The sequence below is a fragment of the Aliivibrio sp. S2TY2 genome, from assembly GCF_028765525.1.
GTDB lineage: Bacteria > Pseudomonadota > Gammaproteobacteria > Enterobacterales > Vibrionaceae > Aliivibrio > Aliivibrio finisterrensis_A.
Genome location: NZ_JARACS010000006.1, coordinates 113,459 through 126,091 on the forward strand (window position 1 = coordinate 113,459; position 12,633 = coordinate 126,091).

Annotated in this window: 13 protein-coding genes; 10 read left to right on the plus strand and 3 right to left on the minus strand. The window is 42.0% G+C overall.

What is annotated here, in order from left to right:
* Nucleotides 1-145 precede the first annotated feature (145 nt).
* Nucleotides 146-2,140 (minus strand): transketolase, encoded by a 1,995-nt coding sequence (tkt, locus tag PVK63_RS11380; protein WP_130044336.1) that lies wholly within the window; start codon nt 2,138-2,140, stop codon nt 146-148.
* A gap of 386 nt (nt 2,141-2,526) precedes the next feature.
* On the opposite strand from tkt, the gene metK reads away from it, so the two are divergent.
* The 7 genes from metK to ruvX all read left to right on the plus strand — a co-directional run bounded on the left by metK (nt 2,527) and on the right by ruvX (nt 8,135).
* Nucleotides 2,527-3,681 (plus strand): methionine adenosyltransferase, encoded by a 1,155-nt coding sequence (metK, locus tag PVK63_RS11385; RefSeq protein ID WP_130046890.1) that lies wholly within the window; start codon nt 2,527-2,529, stop codon nt 3,679-3,681.
* 303 nt (nt 3,682-3,984) lie between these two features.
* Nucleotides 3,985-4,476 carry a SprT family zinc-dependent metalloprotease gene (locus tag PVK63_RS11390; RefSeq protein ID WP_130046891.1) on the plus strand — a complete coding sequence of 164 codons (492 nt, stop codon included), beginning with the start codon at nt 3,985-3,987 and terminating at the stop codon, nt 4,474-4,476.
* A 114-nt stretch (nt 4,477-4,590) separates the two neighbouring features.
* The gene (gene endA / locus PVK63_RS11395) at nt 4,591-5,295 is read left to right on the plus strand and encodes a deoxyribonuclease I (RefSeq protein WP_130044339.1); all 705 of its coding nucleotides are present in this window, start codon (nt 4,591-4,593) and stop codon (nt 5,293-5,295) included.
* A 78-nt stretch (nt 5,296-5,373) separates the two neighbouring features.
* A complete protein-coding gene (rsmE, locus tag PVK63_RS11400) occupies nt 5,374-6,105 on the plus strand; it encodes a 16S rRNA (uracil(1498)-N(3))-methyltransferase (RefSeq protein WP_130044340.1) in 732 nt (243 codons plus the stop codon).
* A 13-nt stretch (nt 6,106-6,118) separates the two neighbouring features.
* Nucleotides 6,119-7,066 carry a glutathione synthase gene (gene gshB / locus PVK63_RS11405; protein WP_130044341.1) on the plus strand — a complete coding sequence of 316 codons (948 nt, stop codon included), beginning with the start codon at nt 6,119-6,121 and terminating at the stop codon, nt 7,064-7,066.
* A gap of 83 nt (nt 7,067-7,149) precedes the next feature.
* Nucleotides 7,150-7,713, plus strand: coding sequence for a YqgE/AlgH family protein (locus PVK63_RS11410; protein WP_130044342.1), 564 nt, complete (start codon nt 7,150-7,152; stop codon nt 7,711-7,713).
* Entirely contained in the window at nt 7,710-8,135 is a 426-nt protein-coding gene (gene ruvX, locus PVK63_RS11415) for a Holliday junction resolvase RuvX (RefSeq protein WP_130046893.1), read from the plus strand. Before PVK63_RS11410 ends, ruvX begins: the two co-directional genes overlap by 4 nt.
* Nucleotides 8,136-8,263: 128 nt before the next feature.
* Here ruvX and PVK63_RS11420 read toward each other — a convergent pair whose 3' ends face one another.
* Together PVK63_RS11420 and PVK63_RS11425 are read right to left on the minus strand one after the other, a co-directional pair.
* On the minus strand, nt 8,264-9,370 hold the full coding sequence (locus PVK63_RS11420; RefSeq protein ID WP_130086938.1) for a PilT/PilU family type 4a pilus ATPase: 1,107 nt from the start codon (nt 9,368-9,370) through the stop codon (nt 8,264-8,266).
* Nucleotides 9,371-9,372: 2 nt separating this feature from the next.
* Nucleotides 9,373-10,410, minus strand: coding sequence for a type IV pilus twitching motility protein PilT (locus PVK63_RS11425; RefSeq protein ID WP_130086937.1), 1,038 nt, complete (start codon nt 10,408-10,410; stop codon nt 9,373-9,375).
* 23 nt (nt 10,411-10,433) lie between these two features.
* On the opposite strand from PVK63_RS11425, the gene PVK63_RS11430 reads away from it, so the two are divergent.
* The 3 genes from PVK63_RS11430 (at nt 10,434) to PVK63_RS11440 (ending at nt 12,631) form a co-directional block, all read left to right on the plus strand.
* Nucleotides 10,434-11,129 carry a YggS family pyridoxal phosphate-dependent enzyme gene (locus PVK63_RS11430; protein WP_130086936.1) on the plus strand — a complete coding sequence of 232 codons (696 nt, stop codon included), beginning with the start codon at nt 10,434-10,436 and terminating at the stop codon, nt 11,127-11,129.
* A 64-nt stretch (nt 11,130-11,193) separates the two neighbouring features.
* Complete coding sequence (proC, locus tag PVK63_RS11435; protein ID WP_130086935.1) at nt 11,194-12,012, plus strand: pyrroline-5-carboxylate reductase; 819 nt, start codon at nt 11,194-11,196, stop codon at nt 12,010-12,012.
* 64 nt (nt 12,013-12,076) lie between these two features.
* A complete protein-coding gene (locus PVK63_RS11440; RefSeq protein WP_122036612.1) occupies nt 12,077-12,631 on the plus strand; it encodes a YggT family protein in 555 nt (184 codons plus the stop codon).
* The last annotated feature ends 2 nt before the right edge of the window (nt 12,632-12,633 follow it).

Below are 12,633 nucleotides of genomic sequence, written 5' to 3' on the forward strand. Positions count from 1 at the left end.
CTTTGTTTCCTCAATTCCATTTAAGGCTATTGTACCCTTTTCCATTATTTCTTAAAGGATCAAAAAAGCGAAGCCACCTTTCGATAACTTCGCTTTCAATTTTATGTATGACTTATCACTAAATTAAGCGAATGCTTTTATTTAATTAAGCCAAAAGCTCTTTTGCTGTGTTTACTACGTTTTCTGTAGTGAAACCAAACATTTTGAATAGCTCATCAGCAGGTGCAGATTCACCAAACGTTGTCATACCGATGATCTTGCCACCGAAACCAACGTACTTGTACCAGAAATCAGCAATACCCGCTTCAACAGCGATACGCTTAGTTACTGATGATGGTAAAACCGCTTCACGGTACGCTTCGTCTTGTTTATCAAATGCATCAGTAGATGGCATAGAAACAACACGTACTGATTTACCTTCAGCAGTCAGTTGAGCCGCAGCTTCAACCGCTAGTTCGACTTCAGAACCTGTTGCAATAAGGATAAGCTCAGGTTGGCCTTCACAATCTTTTAGGATGTAAGCACCCTTAGCAATGTTTGCTACTTGCTCTTGTGTACGCTCTTGCTGTGCAAGGTTTTGACGAGAGAAGATTAAAGAAGAAGGACCATCTTTACGCTCGATAGCCAGTTTCCATGCAACTGCAGATTCAACTTGGTCACATGGGCGCCATGTGCTCATGTTTGGTGTTAGACGTAGAGAAGCAATTTGCTCAACTGGTTGGTGAGTTGGGCCATCTTCGCCAAGACCGATAGAGTCATGCGTGTAAACTTGGATGTTTTGCACTTTCATCAGTGCAGCCATGCGCATTGCGTTACGAGCGTACTCCATGAACATTAGGAAAGTTGCGCCGTACGGTACGAAACCACCGTGCAGAGCAATACCGTTCATGATCGCCGTCATACCAAACTCACGCACACCGTAGTGAATGTAGTTACCAGAGAAATCTTCAGCAGTTAGAGACTTAGAACCAGACCACATAGTTAGGTTAGAAGGCGCAAGGTCAGCAGAGCCACCCATGAATTCAGGTAACATAGCACCAAACGCTTCTAGTGCATTTTGAGAGGCTTTACGTGAAGCGATATTTGCAGGGTTCGCTTGAAGATCTGCAATGATTGCCGATGCTTTTTCTTCCCACTCTGCAGGTAAATCGCCATTTACACGACGCTTGTATTCAGCTGCAAGCTCAGGGTATGCCGCTGCATACGCATCAAATTTAGCATTCCAAGCTGCTTCTTTTTCAGAACCCGCTTCTTTTGCATCCCACTCAGCAGCTACGTCTGTTGGAATTTCAAATGCGCCGAACTCCCAGCCTAATGCTTTCTTAGTTGCTGCAATTTCATCAGCACCTAGTGGAGCACCATGACAGTCGTGTGTACCTTGCTTGTTTGGAGAACCAAAGCCAATCACTGTTTTAGTACAGATCAACGTCGGACGAGGGTCCGCTTTTGCTGCAATAATTGCAGCGTTGATTGCATCAGCATCGTGACCATCAACCGCCGGGATTACATGCCAGCCGTACGCTTCAAAACGTTTAGGTGTGTCATCAGAGAACCAACCTTCAACTTCACCATCAATAGAAATACCGTTGTCATCCCAGAAAGCAACCAGCTTACCAAGACCAAGAGTACCCGCTAAAGAACACGCTTCGTGAGAGATACCTTCCATTAAACAACCGTCACCCATGAACACGTAAGTGTTGTGGTCAACGATATCATGGCCTTCACGGTTAAATTGCGCTGCCAATGCTTTCTCAGCCATTGCCATACCAACACCGTTTGTGATGCCTTGACCTAATGGACCAGTCGTTGTTTCGATACCTGGTGCATAACCGTACTCAGGGTGACCTGGTGTTTTAGAATGCAACTGACGGAAGTTTTTTAAGTCTTCGATAGAAAGGTCATAACCAGAAAGGTGAAGCAGAGAGTAAATCAGCATTGAACCGTGACCATTAGAAAGAATGAAACGGTCGCGATCAGCCCACTCTGGATTCTGTGGGTTGTGATTTAGGTGGCTACGCCATAATACTTCAGCGATGTCTGCCATACCCATAGGTGCGCCAGGGTGACCAGAATTTGCTTGTTGAACACCATCCATGCTTAAAGCGCGGATTGCATTTGCTAGATGTTTACGTGAAGACATGCCTGCTCCTGAAAATTCGAAGGACTATATGTTTATTGAGCTAGTTAACTCTTGACTGGCTAACTCATCGTTATGAATTAACCTAAATTTGCAGGTCCGTATTGTCGCAAAGGCTTATCTGCACTGCAAACGATTACTTATAAAATAAGGCGCTTTTTTTCACGATTTTGAAAGAAAACCTTGTTTGCTGAAGTAAATCCCATGTTCAGACGCAAACGATTGGTTATGTCTTATATTTATTTTCTTCTATGAAATGAGTTGTAATTAATCAATATTTCTCTATTATAGCCGTCTAGATGGAAAAACACCTACACTGTTATACGTATAGACTTATATAGATTGTGGGTATTTTTAGAACTTATTATTTATAGAAGTGGAGCTCCCTTATGGCTAAGCACCTATTTACCTCTGAGTCTGTATCAGAAGGTCATCCAGATAAAATTGCCGACCAAATTTCAGATGCAGTACTTGATGCGATCTTAGAGCAAGATCCAAAAGCTCGTGTTGCTTGTGAAACATACGTAAAAACGGGCATGGTTATGGTCGGTGGTGAAGTAACTACTTCTGCGTGGGTTGATATCGAAGAAATCACTCGTGAAACAGTTCGTGATATCGGCTATGTTCATTCTGATATGGGCTTTGATGCGAACTCTTGTGCTGTATTAAACACAATTGGTAAGCAATCTCCTGACATCAACCAAGGTGTTGATAAAGCCGATCCAAAAGAACAAGGCGCGGGCGACCAAGGCATCATGTTTGGTTACGCAACAAACGAAACACCTATCTTAATGCCAGCTCCAATTACTTACTCTCACCTACTTGTTAAAAAGCAAGCGGAAGTACGTAAGAGCGGAAAACTGGATTTCTTACGTCCAGATGCAAAATCTCAAGTAACATTCCAATACGACCAAGGTAAGATTGTTGGTATTGATGCCGTTGTTCTTTCAACACAACACTGTGATTCAGTAACCACTCCAGATCTTCGTGAAGCGGTAATGGAAGAGATCATCAAGCCAGTACTTCCTGCAGAATGGTTAAATAAAGAGACTAAGTTCTTTATTAACCCAACAGGTCGCTTTGTTATCGGTGGCCCAATGGGTGACTGTGGCCTGACTGGTCGTAAAATCATCGTTGATACTTACGGCGGCGCAGCTCGTCACGGTGGCGGTGCATTCTCTGGTAAAGATCCATCAAAAGTTGACCGTTCAGCAGCATACGCAGCACGTTACGTAGCGAAAAACATTGTTGCTGCAGGCATGGCTGATCGTTGTGAAATTCAACTTTCATACGCTATCGGTGTTGCAGATCCAACATCAATCATGGTTGAAACCTTTGGTACTGAAAAAGTATCTCACGACATCATCATTGAAGCGGTTCGTCAGCACTTCGACCTACGCCCGTACGGCCTACAAGAAATGCTTAACCTTCTTCAGCCAATCTACAAGAAGACGGCAGCATACGGTCACTTCGGTCGTGAAGAGTTCCCATGGGAAGCAACAGATAAAGCAGACATCCTTCGTGATTTCGCAGGCATTAAGTAAGCATTAATTACTTATCCTTGAATTTAAAAGGGAGCTTCGGCTTCCTTTTTTGTTTTTTAGCCCCATATACTCTTTATAATTACCTTGGTATTAAAACTTATACCATTCTGGATAAGTAGTTGTTCAGATAATTGCTTAGGAAAAATCGATTAGAGCAAGGCATAAATTACAGTAACTAGTGGATCTAATTACACCTAATTTTTGCAATAGAAAGGTATAACGCTGATATAATCGATTTTAACAAGCAAGAATGATCAAATACTTATGTAGATTGGTATTAAATACTAAAAATAAAGAGATTCAATGACACCACTTCAGCAAGCATCCATAGCTAAAGCTCAGCAATGCATTCAACAAGCTTCTACTTTTTTTAATCGCCCTTTTTCTTTACCAGAAATTAAATTTACTCAGCGTGGAAAAATCGCAGGGACGGCTCGCCTTCAAGGTTGGGAAATTCGTATTAACCCTGTTTTATTAGAAGAGAATCAACACACCTTTATTAATGAAGTGATCCCTCATGAAATCGCTCACCTAATCACATTCAAGCTATATGGTCGAGTGCGCCCTCACGGCAAAGAGTGGCAAGGTGTGATGAATCAAGTTTTCAATTTACCAGCAAGAACCACGCACAGCTTTAGTGTTGATTCGGTAAAGGGAAAAACCTTTCCTTATCGTTGCAAATGCACAACACACGAACTTACTGTTCGCCGTCATAATCGAGTTCAACGTAAAGAAACTCAATACCTCTGTAAAGCGTGTCAGTCCCCACTAAAATGGATTAAACCTCGCTCATAGCGGTATGAATGTACATATTTCAGCTGTTTTTTATCCTAGTAATTAATTTATCTATAATGCGAATTAACAATAGGCTACCCTTACTGTATTAATATAATAATCAGTAGGTTTACCATGACATTAATTCGCTTAGTTATTAGCATCATCGCGATAACTTTCAGCTTCAATGCACTTTCAGCTCCCCCTTCCTCATTTTCTAAAGCTAAAAAACTAGCCGTGAAAATCTATCTTGATCACCCAACTTCTTTCTATTGTGGCTGTGACATTACATGGAAAGATAAAAAGAAAGGTATTCCTGACTTACAAAGTTGTGGTTATGACGTTCGTAAACAAGAAAAGCGTGCTAGCCGCATCGAGTGGGAGCACGTAGTCCCAGCTTGGCAGTTTGGCCATCAACGCCAATGCTGGCAAGATGGTGGACGCAAGAATTGCACCCGCAAAGACAAACAATTCAAAATGATGGAAGCTGACTTACACAACTTAGTTCCAGCCATTGGCGAAGTGAATGGTGATCGTTCTAATTTCCGTTTTTCACAATGGAACGGTAATAAAGGGGCCAATTATGGGCAATGTGCTTTTAAAGTTGATTTTAAAGGCCGTGTAGCAGAGCCGCCAGCACAATCTAGAGGTGCCATTGCTCGTACTTATTTATACATGAATAATGAATATCGTTTTAATTTATCCAAAGCACAGCGTCAATTAATGGAAGCGTGGAATAAACAATACCCTGTCTCAGCATGGGAATGTGAGCGTGATAAACGTATTGCTAAAATTCAAGGTAACCATAACCAATTTGTCTATAAAGCCTGTATGAAATAACATAGACTAACTTAGAGGTTGAAAAAGTAACCATTAACCTCCATCCTTAAATGTAAGATAGTTAAAGAAAAGTAGACCATGAGAATACCAAGAATCCATCATCCCGAACTGCTTCCTTCACAAGGAAAAATTAATTTAAGCGATGATGCTGCTAACCATGTTGGCCGCGTTATGCGAATGAAAGAAGGTGAAGCCGTATTACTGTTTGATGGCAGCGGTGCTGAGTTTCCTGCTGTAATTACTTCCGCATCAAAGAAAAGCGTAGAAGTTGAGATCAGCGAACGTATAGAGCGCAGCAGTGAATCTCCATTAAATTTACACTTAGGCCAAGTGGTTTCTCGTGGTGATAAAATGGAATTCACTATTCAAAAATCTGTCGAGCTAGGGGTTAATACCATTACTCCTCTTATTTCAGAACGTTGTGGCGTGAAGCTAAATAAAGAGCGTTTCGAGAAAAAACTCGACCAGTGGCAAAAAATAGCGATTGCCGCCTGTGAACAATGTGGTCGTAATACGGTTCCTGAAATTCGCCCAATTATGTCTTTAGAAGAGTGGTGTGCTGAAGAGTATGACGGATTAAAACTAAACCTTCATCCAAGAGCAAAATACTCGATCAATACATTGCCGGAACCCGTGACAAATGTGCGCTTGTTAATTGGCCCTGAAGGCGGTTTATCGTCTGATGAAATTAACATGACAGAACAATATCAATTTGAAGAAACGTTGCTTGGTCCTCGAGTACTAAGAACTGAAACCGCAGCGCTTACCGCAATTACAGCCTTACAAGTTCGTTTTGGCGATCTTGGCTAACTGGAGAAATACAATGATCAAACTCGGTATCGTAATGGATCCTATCTCATCCATTAACATCAAAAAAGACTCTAGCTTTGCCATGATGCTTGAAGCACAAAAGCGCGGCTGGGAAATCCATTACATGGAAATGGCTGACCTACACCTAGATCAAGGTAAAGCAGTTGCAGATACCAAAGTGGTTGAACTAAAAGAAGACCCTACAAGCTGGTATGAATTCAAATCAGAGCAAACTATCGACCTTGCTGATCTTGATGCTGTACTAATGCGTAAAGATCCTCCATTCGATACTGAATATATCTACGCAACTTACATTTTAGAGCGTGCTGAAATTCAAGGTGCATTGATTGTAAACAAACCACAAAGCCTTCGTGATTGTAACGAAAAGCTATTTACTGCTTGGTTCCCTGAGTTAACACCAACAACACTAGTAACGCGTAAAGCTGAAAAAATTAAAGCCTTCCGCGAAGAACATGGCGATATTATCCTAAAACCACTTGATGGTATGGGCGGCGCATCAATCTTCCGTGTTAAAGCAGGCGATCCAAACGTATCTGTTATCATTGAAACACTGACTAATCACGAACAAAATTACTGTATGGCACAAACCTTTGTTCCAGATATCAGCAATGGTGACAAACGCATTCTTGTGGTTGATGGAGAGCCAATGCCTTACTGCTTAGCTCGTATCCCAGCAAAAGGCGAAACTCGTGGTAACTTAGCCGCAGGCGGTACGGGTGAAGCGCGTCCATTAAGTGAGACTGACTGGGCGATTGCTAATGCCGTTGCTCCAACATTAAAAGAAAAAGGTCTAATCTTTGTAGGTCTGGATGTCATTGGTGACAAACTGACAGAAATCAACGTAACTAGCCCGACTTGCATTAAAGAAATCGAAGCTGCGTTCGATATCTCAATCACTGGCAAATTAATGGATGCTATCGAGCGTCGTATTAACGCTTAATTGAGCCTTGCATAACAAAGGGAGTTCATCACTCCCTTTAGTGACAAAGCAACATTAGTTACCCTGAATTTTTAGGAGGCTTTGTGGATTTAAAAAACCATTTTTTAGTAGCAATGCCAAGTATGAAAGACCCATTTTTCCATCGAAGTGTTATCTATATTTGTGAGCATGATTCAGAGGGAACCATGGGGCTGCGTATTAATGAGACGGTTCCGATTTCATTGGAAGGTATGCTCGACCAAATAAAACTAGAGAACGCCTCTCCTATTATTTTTCCACAAACCTTAACTCAACCTGTACTTAATGGTGGTCCTGTATCTGATGATCGAGGCTTTGTATTACATTCAGTGAAAGATCGCTATACATCAAGTATACGAGTGACAAGCGAACTTTCAGTAACTACATCAAAGGATATTCTTGCGACGCTTGGTACCGAATCTCAGCCACGTAAGTACTTGGTTGCACTTGGGTATTCAGGGTGGGATGCAGGACAACTTGAACAAGAACTGTCCGAAAACAGCTGGCTTGTTTTAGAGGCTGATCCTTCGATTATTTTTGATACCCCTATTCCTGATCGCTGGCGAAGAGCGATTGAAATTTTAGGCATTAGCCCAGCAAACCTATCTAGCGAGGTTGGACACGCATGAGTTCACGTACCATCATGGCATTCGATTTTGGCACCAAGAGTATTGGGTCTGCCATTGGTCAAGAGATCACCGGTACTGCAAGTCCATTAAAAGCATTTAAAGCTCAAGATGGCACCCCTAATTGGGATGATATTGAAAAACAAATTAAAGAGTGGAACCCAGATTTGATCGTTGTCGGTTTACCTACCGATCTTCATGGTAAAGAACTCGAAACCATCACTCCTCGCGCAAAGAAATTTGCCAATCGTCTGCATGGCCGTTTTGGTAAGCAAGTTGAGTTGCATGACGAGCGCCTATCAACCGCTGAGGCTCGCGCTGATTTGTTTGAATACGGTGGTTATAAAGCATTATCGAAAGGCAATATTGATTGCCAGTCTGCGGTAGTGATTTTAGAAAGCTGGTTTGAGAATCAGTGGGGCTAAAAGCATAAGAGCAGGTTTCAGATCGGTCGCAAGCTCCCTTAAAGGGTTCAGAGGTGCTCGCTGTAAGTATAATACTCACAATAAACTCCTCTGAATCCTAAGCGCGAAGCGTCCTGAACCCTGCTTTTTTAGTCTAATGATATCGATACATTATCAAGCTTCGACGAGCTAAATGAATCCCCACGCTTCGTCTTCAACATCAACCTCAAGTCATTCGCAGAATCGGCACTGTGCAACGCTTCATCCTCAGAAATTTTCTCTGCCACAACCAAATCAAACAAACACTGATCAAACGTCTGCATGCCTGACTCTCGTGATTTCGCCATGGTTGCTTTTAGCTCATGTAAATCACCACGGCGGATAAGATCTGAAATTCGAGGAGTATTTAACAACACTTCATAAACTCCATGGCGACCATTACCATTCATATCAGGCACCAATTGCTGAGCAATGATCCCTTTTAAGTTCATTGAAAGATCAAATAAGAACTGCTCTTTATGATCTTTAGGTACTAAATGAAGAATACGCTCTAATGCTTGGTTGGCATTGTTTGCATGCAGCGTCGCCATACAAAGGTGGCCAGTTTCTGCAAACGTCATTGCATATTCCATGGTTTCACGACTACGAATTTCACCAATTAAAATCATATCTGGCGCTTGTCGTAAAGAGTTCTTCAATGCCACTTCATAGCTTTGTGTATCTAAGCCAACTTCACGCTGAGTGACAATGCACTTATTATGTGGATGAACAAATTCAATCGGATCTTCTACCGTTAATATGTGGCCGTAGCGATTGTCATTTCGATAGCCAGTCATCGCAGCCATCGACGTGGATTTCCCCGAACCTGTTGCCCCAACGACAAGAACTAAACCTCGCTTAGAGATTGAAAGTTCCTTCATTACCTCAGGTAAATTTAACGAATCCATCGAAGGTATTGTTGTTTCAATACGACGGATCACCGCACCCGGCTGCTCACGTTGCCAAAACGCACTAACACGAAAGCGGCCGCTCTCTTTTACAATCGCAAAATTGGCTTCTAGCTTTTGGTTAAACTCTTTTTGACGCTCGTCGCTCATCATTTCTGCTAATAATGCCGTAACAGAATCAACCGTCTGTTTCTCACCTAACTGCTGAAACTCACCGTGAACACGCAATAAACATGGGGCATCCACTGTAATATAAACATCAGACGCTTTTTTCTGTACCATGTTATCTAGCAGTTGATCTAACTTCATAGTTAAAAACCTACACTACTGATATCAACTTTTTTTGCCACTTCATCAGGGTCGACTAGACCTTGGGCTATAATTTTCTTCGCATTTTGTTCCATTGTCTGCATACCAAAAGAAGAACCCGTCTGAATAATAGAATACATTTGCGCTACTTTATCCTCTCGGATCAAGTTACGAATTGCAGGCGTCGCGATCATAATTTCATGACATGCCACACGACCACCACCATTACGCTTTAACAATGTCTGGGCGACCACCGCTTTTAATGATTCAGACAACATTGAGCGCACCATGGACTTCTCACTGCCAGGGAATACATCAATAATACGGTCAATGGTTTTAGCTGCTGAACTGGTGTGCAAGGTACCAAATACCAAGTGACCCGTTTCTGCTGCGGTTAATGCTAAACTAATGGTTTCTTGGTCACGAAGTTCACCCACCAAAATAACATCAGGATCTTCACGTAGCGCTGAGCGTAATGCCGCCTTAAAGCTGTGTGTGTCTCGATGTACTTCGCGTTGGTTAATCAAACATTTCTTATTTTTGTGCACAAACTCAATCGGATCTTCAATCGTCAATACGTGCTTATTGTGATTTTCATTAATGTAATCAACCATCGCTGCAAGCGTCGTTGATTTACCAGAACCTGTTGGCCCAGTAATTAATACCAACCCTTTTTGATAATTAGCGATATTAGTAAAAATCTCTGGTGCGACAAGTTGATCTAATGATGGGATCTCAACAGGAATGGTTCTAAATACTGCTGCACATCCGCGAGATTGGTTAAACGCATTGACACGAAAGCGTCCAACATTCGGCAACTCAAATGAAAAATCAACTTCTAACTTTTCTTCAAACTCACTGCGCTGAGCATCATTCATAATGTCCGTCACTAAACGGTGAACTTCTGCGTGTGTAAAATCGGGTAATGTCAGTTTACGAACGTCCCCATCTACACGCACCATAGGAGGAACTCCTGCAGATAGGTGTAGATCTGACGCATTTTGTTTTACACTAAAGTCCAGTAGTTCTGTGATGTCCATAATTTTCCTCGGTAATCGTTTCTATGACTAGTATTAAGCAAAATATCAATCAAATCACCCTTCAGATAGGGAATAGCATTCAAAAATGTGGTCGACAACCAGATTCTGTGCAATTACTGGCTGTCAGTAAAACCAAACCTATCGACTTACTCGAACAAGCGATAGAGGCTGGTCAACGCGCATTTGGTGAAAACTACGTTCAAGAAGGCGTTGAAAAAGTGCAATACTTCCAAAGTACCCATTCTAATACAGAATTAGAATGGCACTTCATTGGACCTATTCAATCCAATAAAACTCGTCCAATAGCGGAACACTTTGATTGGGTTCATTCTATTGACCGCCTGAAAATAGCACAACGCTTGAATGAGCAACGTCTGGAAAGCCTTGGGAAACTAAATGTGCTTATTCAGGTCAATATCAGCTCAGAAGAAAGCAAATCAGGCACCACATCGGAAGAAGTCATGGCACTGGCAGCGGCAATCAATGAGATGCCAAACCTAACTTTACGTGGATTAATGTCGATCCCTGCTAACGTCTCTAATTATGATGAACAACTGGCAGCATTTACACAACTTGCTTCCATTCAAAACCAATTACGCGCACAATATCCGCAAGTGGATACCCTATCAATGGGCATGAGTGGCGATATGGATGCCGCAATTGAAGCCGGCTCAACAATGGTTCGAATTGGTACCGCTATTTTTGGTGCTAGAGGCTAAAAAGAATCTCAACTCGAATGATACCAATATCACTAAATTGATTGGTATAAAGTAAGGAACACGAATGGAACATCGCAACATTGCTTTTATTGGTGCGGGCAATATGACTCGCTCTATCATTGCTGGATTAATTAGCAGTGGCTACCCAAAGGGAAAAATCACAGCAACCAACCCAAGTACAGAGAAGCTTGAGTATTTAAAAAGTTGCTATGGTATCAATACGAGTACAGATAATTTAACGGCAGCTCAACAGGCTGAAGTAATTGTCTTGGCTGTAAAACCACAAATGATGGCAGCAGCAGCAGAACCCTTACAAATTGTCGATTTCTCAGATAAGTTAGTTATCTCAATTGCCGCGGGTATTTCAGCAAAGCGCCTCAATGAGATGTTTACCACTGAATTGAATCTAGTTCGTGTTATGCCAAATACCCCAGCACTCGTTGGTAAAGGTATGAGTGGCTTGTTTGCGGTAGAGCATATCTCAGAACAAGACAAAACCTATGCTGGTAATTTACTTTCCGCGGTAGGAGAGGTTTGTTGGGTAGAGAAAGAATCTGGCATTAACTCGGTTATTGCGGCAGCAGGAAGCGCACCAGCATATTTCTTCTTGTTCATGGAAGCAATGCAAGCGGAAGCGATTAAACAAGGCTTTAGTGAAGAGACTGCGCGTCTACTCGTTCAACAATCGGCACTTGGTGCTGCTGAAATGGTGGTAGCAAATCCTGAGACAGAGCTATCAACACTGCGCGAGCAAGTAACCTCAAAAGGAGGTACGACTGCAGAAGCGTTACGCACCTTTAACGAACATAACCTGCAAGAGATCGTCGCTAAGGCTATGCAAGCTGCGGTCTCTCGAGCAGAAGAGATGGAATCTCTATTTTAAAAAGTAATTCTATTTTCAGAACCACTTTATTTTCAAAACCAATGATTTTTAAGGTTAATAAACTATGAATGCAATGAGCTTTTTAATCTCGACCGTTTTTGATTTATACATCATGGTCGTGATCCTACGAATTTGGTTACAAGTTGCACGAGCTGACTTCTATAATCCATTTTCACAATTTATCGTAAAAGCGACACAACCAATCGTCTCTCCTTTACGTCGTGTTATCCCATCGATTGGTAGCTTAGATTTAGCCACTGTATTATTTGCTTATGTACTGTGTGTTGTGAAGTTCGTTGCTCTACAATTAGTTGTATCAGGCGGTGTTGCTTTTGGCCCTGAGTTTTTATTCATTGGTTTGATTGCCCTTGCTAAGGCCGCTGGTGGTTTGCTGTTCTGGATCTTATTAGTACGCGCTATCTTAAGCTGGGTAAGCCAAGGCCGCAGCCCAATTGAATACGTTATGCACCAATTAACAGAACCAATGTTAGCGCCTATTCGTAAAATTCTTCCTCAAATGGGCGGACTCGACTTAAGCGTATTAGTGCTGTTTATCGTACTTCAATTTGCTAACTTCTTAATGGGCGATTTAATTGGTCCTATTTGGTATAGCTTGTAATT

What these genes read in the sequence shown, in the direction of transcription:
- ruvX (WP_130046893.1), top strand. Translation starts at nt 7,710, where the DNA reads ATGAGTTCACGTACCATCATGGCATTCGATTTTGGCACCAAGAGTATT.
- endA (WP_130044339.1), top strand. Translation starts at nt 4,591, where the DNA reads ATGACATTAATTCGCTTAGTTATTAGCATCATCGCGATAACTTTCAGC.
- rsmE (WP_130044340.1), top strand. Translation starts at nt 5,374, where the DNA reads ATGAGAATACCAAGAATCCATCATCCCGAACTGCTTCCTTCACAAGGA.
- PVK63_RS11430 (WP_130086936.1), top strand. Translation starts at nt 10,434, where the DNA reads ATGACTAGTATTAAGCAAAATATCAATCAAATCACCCTTCAGATAGGG.
- metK (WP_130046890.1), top strand. Translation starts at nt 2,527, where the DNA reads ATGGCTAAGCACCTATTTACCTCTGAGTCTGTATCAGAAGGTCATCCA.
- PVK63_RS11425 (WP_130086937.1), bottom strand. Translation starts at nt 10,410, where the DNA reads ATGGACATCACAGAACTACTGGACTTTAGTGTAAAACAAAATGCGTCA.
- PVK63_RS11440 (WP_122036612.1), top strand. Translation starts at nt 12,077, where the DNA reads ATGAATGCAATGAGCTTTTTAATCTCGACCGTTTTTGATTTATACATC.
- PVK63_RS11390 (WP_130046891.1), top strand. Translation starts at nt 3,985, where the DNA reads ATGACACCACTTCAGCAAGCATCCATAGCTAAAGCTCAGCAATGCATT.
- proC (WP_130086935.1), top strand. Translation starts at nt 11,194, where the DNA reads ATGGAACATCGCAACATTGCTTTTATTGGTGCGGGCAATATGACTCGC.
- PVK63_RS11420 (WP_130086938.1), bottom strand. Translation starts at nt 9,370, where the DNA reads ATGAAGTTAGATCAACTGCTAGATAACATGGTACAGAAAAAAGCGTCT.
- gshB (WP_130044341.1), top strand. Translation starts at nt 6,119, where the DNA reads ATGATCAAACTCGGTATCGTAATGGATCCTATCTCATCCATTAACATC.
- tkt (WP_130044336.1), bottom strand. Translation starts at nt 2,140, where the DNA reads ATGTCTTCACGTAAACATCTAGCAAATGCAATCCGCGCTTTAAGCATG.